Below are 17,602 nucleotides of genomic sequence, written 5' to 3'. Positions count from 1 at the left end.
CATCACTCCTGGAAGCGCACGAAGCCGGCGGGTACGGTCGAGTCGCGGCTGCTGCTGAGCATCTTGCCTGGAGTGGGCGCGGACGGGGTCGGCTTGGCCCGGGGGGTGGCCGTATTGCGTTCGCTTTCACCATTGCTGGTGAGGGTGAAGAAGCCCATCAGTTGCTGCAGCTGTTCGGCCTGACCGCTCATTTCCTCGGCGGTGGCGGCCAACTCCTCGGAGGCCGAGGCGTTCTGCTGGGTGATCTGGTTGAGCTGGTTCATCGCCGTGTTGATCTGGCCGACACCGGAGGACTGTTCTTCGGAGGCAGCTGCGATCTCCTGCACCAGGTCGCTGGTCTTGGCGATGCCGGGGACGATCTCGTCAAGCAGGCTGCCGGCGCGTTCGGCCAAGGCCACCGAGCCCTTGGCCACCGAGCCGATTTCCTGGGCGGCGACCTGGCTGCGCTCGGCGAGTTTGCGCACTTCGGCGGCGACCACGGCGAAGCCCTTGCCGTGCTCACCGGCACGGGCGGCCTCGATGGCGGCGTTGAGGGCGAGCAGGTTGGTCTGGTAGGCGATGTCGTCGATGATGCCGATCTTCTCGGCGATGCTCTTCATCGCGGCGACCGTGTCCTTGACTGCCGCGCCGCCTTCGACAGCTTGCTTGGCGGCATTGCCGGCCATGCCGTCGGTGACCCGGGCATTCTCGGTGTTCTGCTCGATGGAAGCGGACATCTGCTCGATCGAGGCGGAAGTCTGCTCGACGCTGGCGGCCTGCTCGCTGGAGGCCTGGCTCATCGACTGGGCAGTGGCGGAGATTTCCTCCGAGGCGCTGGACAGGGAGTTTGCCGAACCGCGCACCTCGCCGATGATCTGCGCCAGCTTGGTCACCATGCCTTGCAGGGCGTTTTTCAGCTCGCCGGTCTCATCGCGACTGTCGACTTCAATGCTGACGCCCAGATCGCCCGCCGCCAGGCGGTTGGCGACCTGCACCGACTCTTTCAGCGGACGGGTGATCGAGCGGGTAATGAAGAGGGCACTCAGCCCGACCAGTAAAATGGCTACACCCAGTAGGGCGATGGAAAGGACGCGATTGCGATCGTATTCAGTCTGTTCCAGTGTGTTGTTGTCGTCGAAGGATACTTCCTGCAAACGGGTCATTTCGTTGAGCTGCTTTACGTATTCCGCCTTTGCCCGTTCCAGGTCGCCGTAGAGCATTTCGATGGCCTGATCGTTCAGGTTTGCGGACACCAGTTCGACCATGCGATCAAGGGCTTGGCTATAGCTCGCCTGGGTGCTTCGCATGTTCGCGAGCAAGACTCTCTCCTCCGGCTCGTTCACCAGCTTCTCCATGGCGTCCACCTGTGCAGTCAGCCCCTGGCGGATTGTCTGGAGTTGTTTCAACGGTTGCTTGTCGGTTTTGATCACCAGGTCGTGGGCCAAGGCGTTGATCTCGCCCAGGTCTTTTTCGAGTTTATTGCCGATATGAATCTTCGGATAAGCGTTGTCGGTGATGTCGTTTACGATCAGGTGCACGTTCGTGTGAGCTATCGTGCTTTGGATGCCCAGAGCCAGCATCAGCAGAAGCGCGACCGCATACCCCAAGCCGATCTTGTTGCCGATTTTCATGTTGGCGAAAGTATTCATTTTCGAGTCTTCTTTTGTAGATCGAATAGTTGGGAACCGGTTGGTGCAATCAACGGTGGTTGATTGCTTTCCTCACGTGACGGCAACTTATTCGCTGGGTGCCAGGCTCGTTGTGGCCTGGGTCAGCGCGGCGAGTTCGTCCACCGACAGCACCCGGCCGATGTTCAGGAGGATGATGAAACGGCCGCCGACCTTGCCCATGCCCTGGATGAAGTCGGTGCGGATATGCGCGCCGAAGGCCGGCGGCGGCTCGATGTCCGCCGGGGCGATTTCCAGCACCTCGTTCACCGCATCGACCAGCACACCGATCACCTGTTGCTCGTCGGCGTGGTCCACCTCGAGGATGACGATGCAGGTGCGTCGGCCGACCTCGGTCTGCCGGCCGCCGAAGCGTGCGCCGAGGTCGATCACCGGCACCACTGCGCCGCGCAGGTTGATCACCCCGCGAATGCTTGGCGGCATCATTGGTACGCCGGTGAGCTGGCCGTATTCGATGATCTCCTTGACGCTCAGGGTACCGACGGCGAACTGTTCGCCAGCGAGGGTGAAGGTCAGGTATTGCCGGGTTTCCGGCGCGCTGCCGGGGCTTTCCACCTTGATCAACTGGCCCATGGCATCACTCCTGGAAGCGCACGAAACCGGCGGGTACGGCCGAGTCGCGGCTGCTGCCGAGCATCTTGCCTGGAGTGGGCGCGGATGGGGTCGGCTTGGCCCGGACGGCAACGGTGTTGCGTTCGCTTTCACCATGGCTGGCGAGGGTGAAGAAGCCCATCAGTAGCTGCAGCTGTTCGGCCTGACCGCTCATTTCCTCGGCGGTGGCGGCCAACTCCTCGGAGGCCGAGGCGTTCTGCTGGGTGATCTGGTTGAGCTGGTTCATCGCCGTGTTGATCTGGCCGACACCGGAGGACTGCTCCTCGGAGGCAGCTGCGATCTCCTGCACCAGGTCGCTGGTCTTGGCAATACCGGGGACGATCTCGTCAAGCAGGCTGCCGGCGCGTTCGGCCAAGGCCACCGAGCCCTTGGCCACCGCGCCGATTTCCTGGGCGGCGACCTGGCTGCGCTCGGCGAGTTTGCGCACTTCGGCGGCGACCACGGCGAAGCCCTTGCCGTGCTCACCGGCACGGGCGGCCTCGATGGCGGCGTTGAGGGCCAGCAGGTTGGTCTGGTAGGCGATGTCGTCGATGATGCCGATCTTCTCGGCGATGCTCTTCATCGCGCTGACCGTGTCCTTGACCGCCTCGCCGCCTTCGCGGGCCTGCTTGGTGGCATTGCCGGCCATGCCGTCGGTGACCCGGGCGTTCTCGGTGTTCTGTGCGATGGAGGCGGACATCTGCTCCACCGAGGCGGAGGTCTGTTCGACGCTGGCGGCCTGTTCGCTGGAGGCCTGGCTCATCGATTGGGCGGTGGCGGAGACTTCCTCCGAGGCGCTGCTCAGGGCATTGGCCGAACCGCGCACCTCGCCGATGATCTGCGTCAGGCGCGCGGTCATCGCCTTCACCGCTGCGAGCAGGCTGGTCGTGTCACCGTTTCGCGTGTGCACGTTCACAGCAAGATTACCCGCCGCAACCATGGACAGCACCTCGGCCGCGTACACCGGCTCGCCACCTAATTGCTTGAGCAAGCCACGGATAATGGCCAAAGCGATCACCGTTGACATCAACATTGCCGCAATCAGCATGCCGATGAGAAGCTGTTGCCCCTTGCTCACGGTCTTCTCGCTTTCACTGTAATTCTGGTCACTCAACTCGGCGTTGAAGTTGACGATATCCGTCAGTATATCGTCGACTACCTGAAACAACTGAGTGGTCTCATTATTCATAAGATCCTTGGCTTTTAGATTGTCCGTATTTGCAAATGCCACGACTTTTTTGGCGGACTCTTCATAGGGTGGCCATGCGGCATCAAACTTCTTCAGCAATTCCTTTTCGCGGTCGGTCAGAAAGGTTTTACGGTATTTGTCGAGCAACTCGACCATCTTCGTTTTTTCTTTTGCCATGTCTTCAACGATCTTGTTCAGCTCGACTTTATCCGAGATGAGGTAGTCGTAAAGAGCGCGGTTATGATAAATAGCCTGCATGTTGGCGTTCGCCACATCTTTAATCGGCACCAGGTTGTTCGCATACATGTCATCGAGCAGGGCATTGATTTTATTACCGAGCGAGAGGCCACTCATTGCGATGACCAGCGTGATCAATATAACGGAGGCAAAACCTAAGCCCAGCTTCATTTTTACGGTCAAACTCTTCATTATTTAATCCCCTTGAATATTGTTAAGTACCCGAACAAAAAATATCCACTCACAATGACCGCTCTGCCTCAATGGCCCTTGGCACGCCATTCATGAGCGCGCTGTCACCTCTTGACGGTTTGCGCCGCGAGTGGGAAACATTTGAAATAACTTGCTCTGCGTGAACGATTGGAACTCTGGTTTTTATGGCTTTATCAGGTCGTAGCCTGGTGTATTTAAAAACAGCGCACTAACGCAATAACAACGTGCCTCATGGATTACGAACCGACGCTCGAAGCGTCGTTCCTGCTTGATGCCAATCGGCTACTGCTGCTTTGCGGCCGCCGAATAGCGACCTGACGTACCAGCCCCGCCACATCGAGTATCAACGCCACTTCCCCGCTGCCGAGGATGGTGAAGCCACCAACCCCGCCGATCTGGCCGAAGACCTTGCCGACCGGCTTGATCACGGTCTGGAATTCCCCCAGCAGGCGATCCACCACCAGACCGGCGCGTTGCCCGGCGAATTGCACCACCACCACGTTTTCCCGGCGCGGTGGGGTGCCTTCGAAGCCGAACAGCTCGCGCAGACGGATAAACGGCAGCACCTCGCCACGCAGATTGAGATAGTCGCGCCCCTCGTTCGCGGACAGCTCGATGCATTCCACCACCATGTTCTGGGGAATCACGAAACTTGCGCTGCGGACGCCGACCATAAAGCCGTCGATGATCGCCAGAGTCAGCGGCAGACGGATGCGCAGGGCGGTGCCCTGGCCCTCGACGCTGTCCAACTCAACGCTGCCGCGCAGGGCGGTGATGTTGCGCTTGACCACGTCCATGCCGACACCGCGGCCCGAGAGATTGCTGACCTGCTCTGCGGTGGAGAAACCGGGTTCGAAGATCAAATTGAAGATGTCCTGGTCGGTGAGGTTCTGCCCCTCGTTGACCAGGCTGCGCTCGATGGCCTTGCGCAGGATCTTCTCCTTGTTCAAGCCGCCACCGTCGTCAGCGACCTCGATGACGATGCTGCCGGCGTCGTGGTGGGCGTTCAGACGCAGCCGGCCTTGGGCCGGTTTGCCCTGGGCAAGGCGCACTTCGGCGGGTTCGATGCCGTGATCCATGGCGTTGCGCACCAGGTGGGTGAGCGGATCGCCGATCCGTTCCACCACAGTCTTGTCCAGCTCGGTCTCGCCGCCGCTGATTTCCAGGCGGATGTCCTTGCCTAGCTCCTTGGCAACGTCGCGTACCACGCGCTGAAAGCGGTTGAAAGTGGAGCCGATCTGAACCATGCGCAGGGTCAGCGCCGAGTCGCGCACTTCTTCCACCAGGCGCGCGAGGACCGCCGTGGCCTCCACCAGCTCACTGGCGCCGGCGTTCTGGGCAGCGAGGTTGGCGCCGGCGCCGGCGATGATCAACTCGCCGATCAGGTTGATCAGTTGGTCGAGCTTGCCGGCATCGACGCGGATCAGGCTGTTCTCCGTCTTGCGGCTGTCTTTGGCCTGCTGTTGCTTTTTCAGCGCATCTTCGATCTTCGGAGCGTGAACGATCTGCTGTTCGACCAGCACCTGGCCGATGGGCTGTTGCTGTTGCTGCTGGGTGGGCTGGTTGCGCAGTACATCGTTCTGTTCCGGGGTGGTGAGGGTGCCGCAGCGTATGAGGAGGATTTCGCCCAGACGTAGACTCTCTTCCGGCAGCTCCTGAATCAGTTGCCGGTATTCATCGGTCTTGCTGTGTGGCGGAAGGATGTGCACCTGGCTGTCTTCGCGAATGAACTCAAAGGCACCCTCGATGGTGGCCTTGTCGGCATCGCTGTGAAAGCCGATCTCGAAGCCCAGGTAGCAGCTTTCCGGGTCCATCTCCGTCCCTCGTGGCAGGCTGTCGCTGAGGGCGACGATGTTGCAGATACGCCCCAGGGTGGACAGGTAACGAATGAACGCCAGCGGGTCCATGCCGTTGCGCAGCAGGTCACGGCCGAAGCGCAGGGAAATGTGCCAGTGATCGGTCTCCATCGTGTCGCCGCTGCGTTCGATGCTTGGCTCATGTTCGACGGGCAGAGTGCTTCGCTCCGCAGTAGTGCTGTCCTGCGCCGATTCGGGAGCGTCGTCCAGCAGTCCACGCAGCAAGTTGAGTAGATTGGCACCACTGCTCTGCACGGATTTCTCCGCTTGCTTATTGTCGGCAGCCAGTTTCACCAGTACGCCGATGTGGTCGCAGACCTGCAGGAACAGCGCGGTCAACTCTTCATCGAAGTGCAAATGCTTACCGCGAACGCGGTCCAGCACGCTTTCCGCCACATGGGTGAAGGCGACGATGTCGTCCAGGCCGAACAGGCCGGCGGAGCCTTTGATGGTGTGGGCGGCACGGAAAATCGCGTTGATCGTATCGGGGTCGTCCGGGGCCAACTCGATATACAGCAGGGCATCCTCCATCTGCTGCAGCAAATCGAGGCTCTCGACGATGAAGGTCTGTTGTGCGTCATCCAGGTTCATGTTCGCTGCCTTTTCATGAGTGGTTCGGTTACAGCAGGATGGGGTCGCCGAAGAAGGCGGCTATGTCACATAGTTCGAACACCTCCAGTACCGCTTGGCTGTGATTGCTTAGCAGCAATTGTTGGCTGCGGGCGGTCGCTTCTTTCTTGGCCATAATCAGCAGTTGCAGCCCGGCCGTGTCCAGCTCCTGTACTGCGCCCAGATCCAGTTCGAGGTTGCCGCCCTGGCTGATCAGGTCATCCAGGCGCCTTTTCCATTCGGCTGCGGTGTAGATGCTCAGCTCGCCTTCGATGGCGATGCGCTGATGAGCGTCGGTGTTCATTGGCTTCTCTCCAGTCGATATCTGTGGCTGCCGCATCTGGCACAACTCAGGGTGTGCAGGCGTTCGCCGCCGAGGCACTACCTGCCCGTGCTTCTCCTGGCTGCGGCCGAATAGGCAGCGCAGCAGCCCGAGCAGGTTGCTCATCGGGCCCCGGTGTTTACGGCAGAATGAGTTTGGAAACCGCAGTGAGCATCTGTGCCGGCTGGAAGGGTTTGACCACCCAGGCTTTGGCCCCGGCCGCCTGGCCTTCCTGCTTCTTGGCGTCGCTAACTTCGGTTGTGAGCATGATCACCGGGGTGAACTTGTAGGCCGGCAACTGCTTGGCCGCGCGGACGAAGGAGAGGCCGTCCATGTTCGGCATATTTACGTCGCTGATGATCAGGTGCAGCTTGCGGCCGTTGAGCTTGCTCAAGGCATCCTTGCCGTCGCAGGCTTCGACGGTCTCGTAGCCGGCACTTTTCAGGGCGATGCTGACGACTTGGCGCAGGGACGCGGAGTCGTCGACGATCATGATGGTCTTGGCCATTGGGGGCTCCTAGAAGAAGGTGATTTCGGATTCGCTGCTGGGTGCGCCTTGGGCGTTGCCCCGGTGCACGTCATGCAGCTCGGGCATGGTGTAGGTGTGGGCCAGTTGCTCGAGCCAGGCGTCGGCGTCAAGCGGTGTCGGTATATGGCCGGCGACGCTGTCCCGTTGCCCTTGGGCAAGGCTCTGGTGCAGCTTTTCCAGGTCGTTGCGGACTAGGCCCAGCATCTGGCTGACGCGGTCCTGAAACTGCAGGCCGACCAGCACCTGGGCGATTTCCTGGCCAACGGACTGGCTTTCCTTGCGCAACTCGTGGGAGGAATCGAGGAGAGTGTTGGTGGCACCGCGAAAGCGTTGGATAACCTGCTCGATCACCCGGCCGGAATTGTTCACCGTGGCTTCGTCCTGCTCTGCATACTGGCGGGAGATCGCCAGGGTGCTGGCGATGGCCGCATTCACTGTGTCCACGGTCTCGCCGATGCGCTTGCCGGTTTCGCCGGAGAGGCTGGAGAGCTTGCGGATTTCATCCGCCACCACAGCGAAGCCGCGACCCACCTCGCCGGCGCGGGCGGCCTCGATGGCGGCATTGAGGGCGACCAGGTTGGTCTGCTTGGCGATATTGCCGACATCCTGGGCCATCCTCTGCAGTTGCTCGGTGAGACTGGAGAGCTCCATCACCTCATGCAGCAGCAACTCCTTGGTAGCCAGGGCGGAACGTAGCGAGGCGACGATGGCATCCAGTTCGTGCTGGCTGGTGCCGAACAGCGCGACTAGTCCGCCGTCCGCAGCGGTGCCGTCCTGTGTGGTCGAGACGGCGCGCTCGACACGCTGGGATATATCGGCGAAGCGCACGGCCAGCGCGGTAATGGCTTCTTCGGTGTGGCTGCGGGCGACTTCGATCTGTCCCGCCCAGACTGGCAGCACGCCGCGGCACACCGATTCCAGGCCGCAGCGACAAATGGGCTGGTTGTCCCGTTCCCTGACCGTTTGCAGTTTTTCGCCGGCTGATTGCTGGGCGTGGCGCAGGGCACGGTTGCGCGAGTGATAGTAGAGGGCTGCAACCGTGCCTAGTGCCTGGAGCAAAGCGGCAAGCCCTATAGGCTGGATGTGCAGCCCTCCCGTCCCCAGTACGCAGGTGGCGCCTAGAACTGCCAGGGCCAGGAAAGCCACTGGTGCTCCTGCTGAGGATGGGCTAGGGGGGTCGATTGTTACGCTCAATGCGGATTCTCCATCCGGTGACCGGACCTGCTGGCGGATGCCGGAGCCGGTAGTCCTGCGTCGAAAAAAGTGCCAGCAGAATGCCAGCAGCAACACATGATGCAGGCCATGCGCAGCGGCTGGCCATCGGGCTATGCTGGTTTTTTGGTAGGCATGCTGGAGGTCTGGGTAGGCATCGCCCTACATCGTGTCGCGCGAAGTTTCACTTTCGCGGGTGCCCGCGGGCTGATTCTGCGCGGCTCCTGGCTACATCCGGCATGCAACGTTGCTGCCGGGGACGCATCAAGGGGTGAGGCGGTGTGCTTGGTCGTACCGCAGTTGCCGAAGACAAACAGAGATGTCGCGCCGGGCATAAATCACGCTTTGTCCGGCGCTTGCAGGCCATAGGTCACGGTTTTCGAGCCGCTGGCGATAGCGGTGCCCCAGATACTCGCGGTTTATTGGCAGGTGTCGGGCCTCGACGGCTCGGGCGGCGCATGGTCATGCTGGAGTGTCCCGCGGCTCCGCTACTCGGGCGGTCGCTGCCAGCACCGTGAGTTCGTCCACCGAGAGCACCCGGCCGATGTTCAGCAGGATGATGAAACGGCCGCCGACCTTGCCCATGCCCTGGATGAAGTCGGTGCGGATATGCGCGCCGAAGGCCGGCGGCGGCTCGATGTCCGTCGGGGCGATTTCCAGCACCTCGTTCACCGCATCGACCAGCACACCGATCACCTGTTGCTCGTCGGCGTGGTCCACCTCGAGAATGACGATGCAGGTGCGTCGGCCGACCTCGGTCTGCCGGGCGCCGAAGCGCGCGCCGAGGTCGATCACCGGCACCACCGCGCCGCGCAGGTTGATCACCCCGCGAATGCTTGGCGGCATCATTGGTACGCCGGTGAGCTGGCCGTATTCGATGATCTCCTTGACGCTCAGGGTACCGACGGCGAACTGTTCGCCAGCGAGGGTGAAGGTCAGGTATTGCCGGGTTTCCGGCGCGCTGCCGGGGCTTTCCACCTTGATCAACTGGCCCCCCCTGCTCTTAGTAGAGGGATACTTCCTTCGATAGGTTGGCCGTAGGCTGTTTCGGATCATCTACGCCTCTGTAGGGGCCTAGGCTGTGCCCGGCATGCAGGGGCTGCGTTTACAGCCGGTTTCGATTGGCGTAGGGGGATGCAACGGGCCTGGTTGTGCGCGGTTGCTAGCATTTGGGTGGTGCGTGGTGCCAGGCATAGGTCACGGTTTGCTCGGCAGAGGCAGGCCATAGGTCACGGTTTTTCGAACAGGTGGCGATAGCGTCGACCCAGGTGCTCGCGGCTTATGTGCAGATGCCGGGCCACGGCGCTCAGGCTGACGCGTTGCCCGGATTTGCGCAACGCCGCAATGCTGGCACGGATGCGCGCCTCGGTGGCTTCGACCCGGACTCTATGGGTGTGGTAGGCGCCTTCGCGCATGCTGTCGATGAAGGGAGCGGACTCCTGGCGTGCGGCAGCCAGTGTCCGCGGCGACAGCCAGAGGCTTTCCAGACGGCGGCCACGTTGCGGGGAGATATAGGCAGGTACGTTGTAATCGATACGCTGCCAGCCGACCTCTTCCAGGGGCTGGTAGATGTCGCACTGGTAACCGGACAGCACCACCATGCCTTTGACCTCGAGGATGGTCTCTACCAGGCGCTGGTGTTCACCAGGCGCCAGTTCATGCCGGTAACCGCCGCCGACCCGGGTAGCGGCGACATAGGGTGGGTCGAGATAGAACAGTGTCCGGCTGGTATCGTAACGGGCTATCACATGGGACCAGTCGTCGGCTTCGATCTGCACGCTACGCAGTCGCTGGTGAATGGCCGGCAGGCGCTCGACACCGGACAGCCAGCGACGCACCGCCGACGACATGCCGCTTTGGGCATCCTCAATGCAGTAGCTCCAGCGTCGGCCCATGCCGCTATGGGATTGGCGTTGGCGGACGATGAAGCGCCGCGCCGCCTCCACCGGCTCGGCGGTAGCTTGCTGGGCCAGCTCGAACTCCGCGCGGGAGTAGAGCGTGGCTTCGCAGGCCGCTTTCAGGCGTTGGTAGGTGGCCGGCTCGCGCAGAATAGAAAAGAGATTTAGCAGTTCGCGATCGATATCGTTGTAGACCTCGACCTTCGCCGCAGGCTTGCCCAGCAGTACTGCGGCGCTGCCGCCGAAAGGCTCGACATAGGTATGGTGATAGGGGAAATGGCGGATGATCCGGGCGGCCAGCTTGGCCTTGCCGCCGAACCAGGTGATGGGTGGGGAGATGCTCATACTATGGGGCTATCACTAGAGAGAGTGCAGTGGTGTGGGGCATCTCGCGCCAGCCGATTCGTGGATATGATCGCGAGTGCTTGTATCGGGGGCGAGGCCTTGTCACTCGATAAGCCGTTGGCTCACGGCGTAGCGGACGATCTCGGCATTGCTGGAAAAGCCCATCTTCTCCATCAGCCGTGCCTTGTGGGTGCTGACGGTCTTGCTGCTGATGGTCAGCGTCTCGGCGATCCGGGTCACGCTGGCGCCACGGGCGAACAGGCGCAGAATCTGGAACTCGCGCTCGGTGAGCGTGTCGTGATGGATCTGCTGTTTCAGTCCGCTGGTTTCGAGGGCTATGCGTTCGGCTATTTGCGGGTCGATGAATCGCGCTCCTGAGGCCACGCGGCGGATCGCGCTAAGCAGGGTCTCGAGTGAGCACATCTTGCACAGGTAGCCGGCGGCTCCGGCCCTGAGCGTGCGCAGGGCGATCTGCGGCTCGTTATGCATGCTCAGCACTAGTATTTTCTGGTTGGGATGCTGGGCGTGGATGCATGCCACCAGATCTTCGCCGCTGAGTCCGGGCATGTTCATATCGAGCAGCAGCAGGTCGATATCGCCCTGGCGCAACTGCTCCAGCGCTATGACGCCGTTCTCGGCCTCGGCAACTACCTGTAGGTCGTTGGCCAGGGCGAACAGCTGTTTCAACCCCTCGCGCATGATGGCGTGGTCATCGGCGATCAGCAGGCGGATTTTTTTGGGCATAGGTTAGGAATGCATTGGCTGAGCGAACTGGGTGAGCTCAGGTAGCCAAGCCTGGCCTGAAGCTAGGGTCAGGGTGGCATGCTGCCGGTAGGCGGGCCATCGGGGATTGCTGATTTTTCGGTAGGGTCTTACTGCTAATTGGTAGGCGAATGACTACTGATGCGCCTGCGACGGGATAGGTGGAAAGACGCCGCATGGCTCGCCGCGTGTTAGCGACGAGGCTTGCGTCAGCAGGCCACTAGCTGTGCATTGCGTCTTTGGGGACTGTGCCTGGGCCAGGCGTCCGGCAGCCTTGTGCAGGTCGAGAATCAACTGCTTCAACGCTAGTGCGGCACGCTGCGTCCTTTGGGCCGCCGTCTCGCTCTGGTCGGCACCGTTGCTGGCGGCCTCGACGAACGCTTTTTCTCTCTTGATAGTTGGGTAAAAAAATCGCCATCCCCGCAAGACGCGGGGATCCGTGTTCGGCCGAGCTATGTCGGGGCACATAAACAACAGACCACGGGCTCCCTTCCTGAGAGCGGCATACACATGTCGAACGCGCTGCAGGGCTTGCGTGAGCGAGCCCATGCCTTTGAGTCAACACAGGCTCAATGATGTAGCCGCGCAGATTCTGCAGCCATCAGCGGGCGCTGATTTTTGAGTAGGGGAATAACCCTGGCGCCTAGGGAGTGGCTGGCATGATCCGTGGCCCTGATGGTCAGAGCAGCCGTTGCGTCATCGCATAGCGGACGATATCGGCCGTGCTGGTGAAGCCCATCTTTTCCATCAGGCGAGCCTTGTGGGTGCTGACGGTCTTGTGGCTGATGGCCAGTTCCGTGGCGATCCGCGAGACACTGAGGCCATGGGCGAGCTGGCGCATGACCTGCAGTTCCCGGTCGGTGAGCGCGTCGTGCTGGCTGTATGGGCCCAGGCCGCTGGCGGCGAAGGCAATCTGTTCGGCCAGTCCGGCGTCGATGTAGCGCCCGCCCGCAGCCACTCGGCGGATGGCCGCGAGCAGGGTCTCGGGGTCGCGGTCCTTGGTCAGGTAGCCGGAGGCACCCGACCTGAGCGCACGCTGGGCGATCTGCACTTCATTGTGCATGCTCAGCACCAGGATCGGCAGTTGCGGATAGTGGGTGTGGATACGCGCAACCAGATCTTCGCCGCTGATGCCTGGCATGCTCATGTCGAGCAGCAGCAGGTCGATGTCGCCCTGGCGCAGCTGTTCGAGCAGCATGACGCCGTTTTCCGCTTCAGCTGCGACTTCCAGGTCGCCGGCCAGGGCGAACAGCTGTTTCAGACCTTCGCGCATGATGGCGTGATCATCGGCGATCATAAGTTGGATCATGGGGCCTCTGGGTCTACCTGAAAGGGGATGTTCACCCGCACACAAGCACCCTGTCCGGGGGTGCTGTCTATGGTAACTGTTCCGCCGAGCATGTGCCCGCGCTCGCGCATGCCGAGCATCCCAAGCGTGCCTTTGGGCAGTTGCTCTGGATCGAAGCCCTTGCCGTTGTCACGCACCTCGATCAGGACGTGTTCGGAACTACGCTCCAGGTGGATATCCACCCGACTGGCCTGGGCATGGCGGGCGACATTGGTCAGGGACTCCTGGATCACTCGGAAGGTCGCGGTGGCGCGCTCGTCGTCGAGCTCCAATCGAGCCGATGGCGCTCTCAATCGGCAGTAAATGTCAGTGTTTTCCGAAAACTCGGAAACCAGCCATTCGAGCGCCGAGGTCAGGCCCATGTCGAGCGCGGAGGGGCGCAGGCTGGTGGCGACATTGCGAACAACCTGAATGGTTTCGTCGACCCGCACCATCAGTGCCTGGACTCGCTCCACCAGCAGCGGATGGTCGTTGCCGAATTGTAGGCGCAGCAGTGAAATGCCCATGCGTAGGGCTGTAAGCTGCTGCCCCAGTTCGTCGTGGATTTCCCGGGCGATGCGCTTGCGCTCCTCTTCCCGCGTGGCTTCTCGGTGGCTGGATAGCTGGCGCAGTTGCGCATGGGACTCCTTCAGGCGCCGCTCGGCTGCGCGCATGGCACTGATGTTGCGACCGACCGCGAGAATGCTGACGAGCCGCCCATGCTGATCGCGCTCGGGCACCAGGCGAACCTGATAGCAGGCGGCCTCTGCGCCTTGTGCTAGCGGGGCGTCCAGGGCGAATTCCTCTTCGGTGGCTTCGCCGGTTCGGACGATGTGTTCGAGCCTGACTTGGAAGGATCGCGCCGCTTTCGAGCGGGGCGATGCCTCGCTGGAGGTCTTGCCGAGCAGATAGGCCAGCGGTCGGTCGAGCAAGCTTTGCGCCGCTGGGTTGGCATACAGGAAGCGGCACTGCGGGTCGAAGCGGGCGATGACGTCCGGGGTGTTCTCCACCAGGGCGCGGAACTCCTGTTCTCGGGCGTGCAGGGCACGTTCCGCGTGTTTGCGCTCGGTGATGTCGCGGGTGATACCGACGATCCGCTGGATACGCCCGTAAGCGCTGCGTACCGGGATCAGCGTCGAGTGAAAGGTCATGTGCCCGGTAGGCAGCTCGAGTTCCACTTCCTCGTCCACCGGAGAACCGCTGTCCACGCAGCGTTGATACTTGTCGATGGAAGCAGCAGCGACATATGGCGGTAGCGTTTCCTCAATTGTCTTGCCGATCAGATCGTCGCGCCCTATGCCTAAGCTGCGTTCGAGGGCCGGGTTGACCTCGATGGTGCGGAAGCGTCCCTCCTCGGTCACCTCCAGTAAGCACAGGGAGTCCAGGGAGTTATCGAAGATTTCCCGGTAACGTTGTTCGCTCTCGAGCCGCAATGTCTCGGCACGTTTTCGCTCAATGGCGATGGCGGCCAGGTGGCTGGCCTGATGAACCAGTTTGAGGTCGTCGTCCGTCGGCAGCCCCGGTTGGCGCAAATAGATGCAGAAGGTACCCAGGACCTTGCTGGCGGAGTCCTTGATCGGCTCCGACCAGCAGGCCCGCAGCCCGGCCCTGATGGCCAGTTCGCGGAAAGCATCGCAGTAGGGATGCGAAGCCAGATCCTCGGCGATGACCGTGGTGCCGCGCCAGGCAGCGGTGCCGCAAATGCCGATGCCTTCGCCGATCTCGATGCGACCAAGGGCTTCCGAGTAGTCGGGCGGCAGGCGGGGCGCCGAGCCGAGGAGCAGGTAGCGGCCATCGTCGTCCACCAGCATGATGCTGGCCAGGAAGTCCGGGCGTGCCTGCTCAATATATTTCGTCACCAGCGCTAAAACTTCCGGTAGCGGGGCGCCCCGTGCCAGCCGCTCGAAAATACACAGTCGGGCCTCTTCCAGGCGTTCGTGGCGTTTCAGGGCGGTGATGTTGTGTCCCTTGGCCAGGACGCTGACCACCGTGCCATCCACACCGCGTTCGGCGATCATCTGTATGGCGTGCGCGACGATCTCTCCGCTTTCCGGGCATGGCCATTCCACGACGGTTTCCAGCGGCTCTCCGGTGACTATCACCTGGCGCAGTTGCTCGATGTATTCAGTAACCGGGACATTCGCACTCCAGCTGTCTTCGAGCCGGAGCTGCAGCGCCCGAGTGGCAGGGATACCGGTATCCCGTTCGAACGCCGGGTTGACATAGGTTCGCTGGCAGTTCAGGTCGTAGCGGATGATCAGATTCAGCGAGTTTTCCGCCAGGGCGCGGAACTGCTGCTCGCTGGTCAGCAGCCGGGTTTCCATCTGTTTGCGTTCGTTGATGTCGCGGCTGATCCCTACGATGCGGTAGATGTCCCCCTGTTCGTCGCGTACGGGAATAAAGGTCGAGTGGATGGCGATGAGCCCTGCAGGTAGCTCAAGTTCACCTTCCCATTCGATATTTTTCCCGCTCGCGAGGCAGTGGCCGAGTTGAGCGAGTATCTCGCGCGACGCTTCCGCTCCGGCCGACTCTCCGAGGTGGCGGCCAATCAGCTGTTCGCGGCAGAGCCCCGACGATCGTTCGAACGCGGTATTGATCTCGATATAGCGAAACTGATGATCCGCAGTCACTTCCAACAGATAGAGGCAGTCCGACGAGTAGTCGAAGACTTCCCGGTAGCGCCTTTCGCTGTTCCACTGGGCAGCTTGCAGACGCCTGCGTTCAGTGATGTCACGGGCCAGCCCCAAGCTGTAGCTCTGACCACCGAGTTCGATGTAAGTGATGCTGATTTCGACCGGGAAGATGCGGCCGCCCCTGGTTCGGTGACGGCTCTCGATGATCTCGGAAGGGCGCTCTGGAATGTTGTGCCAATCTTCCAGTATCTGCTCGTTGGTCCAGTCAGGATCTATTTCGGCTACCGTCATGCGCAGCATTTCTTCACGGCTGTAACCCAAGCTTCGGCAGGCTTCGTCATTGACGTAGCGGAAGCAGGCCTGGCTGTCGATCAGGTAAGCGGCCTCATGCACATGACTGAGGGCGAAATCCATCAGGGAGAGGCGCTCCTCGGCCTCGAGGAGGCGGCTGAGGTCTTCGATCTGGACGACGAAATACAGTGGGGCACAGTCTCTGGAGCGTATCGCGCTGGCGGTCAGTTGCACCCAAAGGTACTGGCCGTCGCGGTGCCTGTAGCGCTTTTCCAGACGCAGGTAGGGAGCCTCCCCCATCACCAGGCGTTGGCCGCAGGCGATCTCTCTGGACAGATCGTCCGGGTGGGTCAGGGCCTGGCTGAAGGTCTGCAGCAATTCGTCCTCACTTCGGCCGAGCATCTCGCAGAGGTAACGGTTGACGCGCAGCCAGCGACCGTCGAGAGCAAGCACGGCCATGCCGATGGCGGCGGATTCGAAGACCAGGCGGAACCGCTCCTCGCTTTCCTGCAGTGCCTGTTCGATGCGTTTGCGCTCGCTGATGTCGTGCAGGAAACCGAACCAGAGAACCGCGCCGTCCGCCTCTAGAGTCGGCTTGGATCGACCCTCGAGCCAGATCTCGCCCTTTAGCGGATGGTGTACCCGGTATTCGCATTGCCAGGGGCATAGTGTGCGTGCCGATTCGGCGATCGATTCTTGAACCCGTGCGACATCCTCGGGGTGGATGCGCTCGAATAGAATGCTGCTGTCCCGCTTCAGTTCGTCCGCAGTTACACCGTAGTATTCTTCGTAACCAGGCGAGGCCCAGGGCATGGAGACCTTGCCGTCGTTGTCCCGGCGAAAGGTGCCGATGATGCCGGGTGCGGTTTCGACAATCCGTTGCAGCCACTGATCCTGCTCCAAGCGCTTGTCCAGTCTCTGGGGAGCTTCGAGCGGAACGATTTCGCCGAGCAATAGTGTGCCGACGGCAGCCAGCTTGCTGCGCGCGTGCAGCAGACTGCCATCCTTGCGCCGATAGCACAGTTCAAGTGGCCGGTCAGCGAGGTAAACCGGCAAGACTTGACCATGCAAGGCCTGCAGGCCCTCGCGGTCGGTGCAATGGAGCAACTCTAGAAAGAGGATGCCGAGCAGTTCCGGCAGGCTGTAGCCGAACAACTCGGCAAAAGCGCCATTGACCTTCAATATCTGGCCCTGGCCATCGAGCAGAACTAGGGCGGAGGACACCAAACCGAAGGTGGCCTCGAACAGCTGGGATTGCGCCGTCGGCGTGGTTAAAGCGTCCGATTCCACAGAGAACATCATCTGTACTTCGCTCAATAGTCACTCAGGAGAGGGGCTTGCCTGATGCCGAGTGACTTGTTCTCGACATTAGGCAGTTAGCGCGGCACAGGCACCAAATAAACGTTAGCTACCGCTCATGGTAAGAGGCCCTCGTCCTGATTGACAATGCCGTCAAGCTAAATGCACCCCGGCATAGCCTGCGTCGGGACCGGCATCATTCGCGAAACCACGGAAAAGCACTATCGCTATAGCTTTAGACTCTTCACACCGGTCTGCCTCTCAGCCATAAACAAGTGGGGTGAAGCATGCACTGAGACGCAGAGACCTCGCTGTGCATGTCGAACTCCCAGCCAGGAAGCCGAGAGCTTCTTCCAGCTTCTGAAACGGGAACGGATCAAACGGAAACACTAAGTGATGGGCCCAGGACATCCTGGCCGTGCGTGGGGCGCCGAAGCGTAAGAACAAGCCTGGATTTGAAGATGAAAACCTCATCCAGCGTTTTTACACACTCTGAGTCGATTGCGGACGATCACCAACGGAGGCAGACGCGAGCACAAATCGAGTATCACGGCTACGGGGCTTAGCGATTGGTTTGGTTCTGTAAACCCCTGAAATCTGACTATTTTTGCGTGGGGCGTAC

At 61.2% G+C, this 17,602-nt stretch carries 12 protein-coding genes; all 12 read right to left on the bottom strand.

All coding sequences use genetic code 11. The features are described 5' to 3' along the window. Positions 1–2: 2 nt before the first annotated feature. On the bottom strand, positions 3–1,628 hold the full coding sequence (locus AC1MEE_RS19755) for a methyl-accepting chemotaxis protein (RefSeq protein WP_480411262.1): 1,626 nt from the start codon (positions 1,626–1,628) through the stop codon (positions 3–5). A gap of 87 nt (positions 1,629–1,715) precedes the next feature. Beyond that, entirely contained in the window at positions 1,716–2,240 is a 525-nt protein-coding gene (locus AC1MEE_RS19750) for a chemotaxis protein CheW (protein WP_480411261.1), read from the bottom strand. Between the two features lie 4 nt (positions 2,241–2,244). Next, positions 2,245–3,876, bottom strand: coding sequence for a methyl-accepting chemotaxis protein (locus tag AC1MEE_RS19745; protein WP_480411260.1), 1,632 nt, complete (start codon positions 3,874–3,876; stop codon positions 2,245–2,247). Positions 3,877–4,133: 257 nt separating this feature from the next. Continuing rightward, a complete protein-coding gene (locus AC1MEE_RS19740; protein WP_480411259.1) occupies positions 4,134–6,344 on the bottom strand; it encodes a chemotaxis protein CheA in 2,211 nt (736 codons plus the stop codon). A gap of 28 nt (positions 6,345–6,372) precedes the next feature. Beyond that, entirely contained in the window at positions 6,373–6,666 is a 294-nt protein-coding gene (locus tag AC1MEE_RS19735; RefSeq protein WP_480411258.1) for an STAS domain-containing protein, read from the bottom strand. Between the two features lie 157 nt (positions 6,667–6,823). Further along, positions 6,824–7,192: a response regulator gene (locus AC1MEE_RS19730; protein WP_480411257.1), complete on the bottom strand. Its 369-nt coding sequence runs from the start codon at positions 7,190–7,192 to the stop codon at positions 6,824–6,826. Positions 7,193–7,201: 9 nt separating this feature from the next. Continuing rightward, positions 7,202–7,867 (bottom strand): methyl-accepting chemotaxis protein, encoded by a 666-nt coding sequence (locus AC1MEE_RS19725; protein ID WP_480416281.1) that lies wholly within the window; start codon positions 7,865–7,867, stop codon positions 7,202–7,204. A gap of 1,020 nt (positions 7,868–8,887) precedes the next feature. Further along, positions 8,888–9,412: a chemotaxis protein CheW gene (locus AC1MEE_RS19720; RefSeq protein WP_480411256.1), complete on the bottom strand. Its 525-nt coding sequence runs from the start codon at positions 9,410–9,412 to the stop codon at positions 8,888–8,890. Positions 9,413–9,654: 242 nt separating this feature from the next. Next, the gene (locus tag AC1MEE_RS19715; protein ID WP_480411255.1) at positions 9,655–10,668 is read right to left on the bottom strand and encodes a DNA adenine methylase; all 1,014 of its coding nucleotides are present in this window, start codon (positions 10,666–10,668) and stop codon (positions 9,655–9,657) included. Positions 10,669–10,770: 102 nt separating this feature from the next. Continuing rightward, a complete protein-coding gene (locus AC1MEE_RS19710; RefSeq protein ID WP_480411254.1) occupies positions 10,771–11,412 on the bottom strand; it encodes a response regulator in 642 nt (213 codons plus the stop codon). 697 nt (positions 11,413–12,109) lie between these two features. Continuing rightward, entirely contained in the window at positions 12,110–12,739 is a 630-nt protein-coding gene (locus tag AC1MEE_RS19705) for a response regulator transcription factor (RefSeq protein ID WP_480411253.1), read from the bottom strand. Next, on the bottom strand, positions 12,736–16,998 hold the full coding sequence (locus AC1MEE_RS19700) for a PAS domain S-box protein (protein ID WP_480411252.1): 4,263 nt from the start codon (positions 16,996–16,998) through the stop codon (positions 12,736–12,738). The genes AC1MEE_RS19705 and AC1MEE_RS19700 overlap by 4 nt, the downstream gene beginning before the upstream one ends. Positions 16,999–17,602: the final 604 nt, after the last annotated feature.

Source organism: Pseudomonas sp. ASL3, assembly GCF_056680425.1.
Note: the sequence above shows the minus strand (reverse complement) of the source record. Positions and strands in the feature narration are given on the sequence as shown.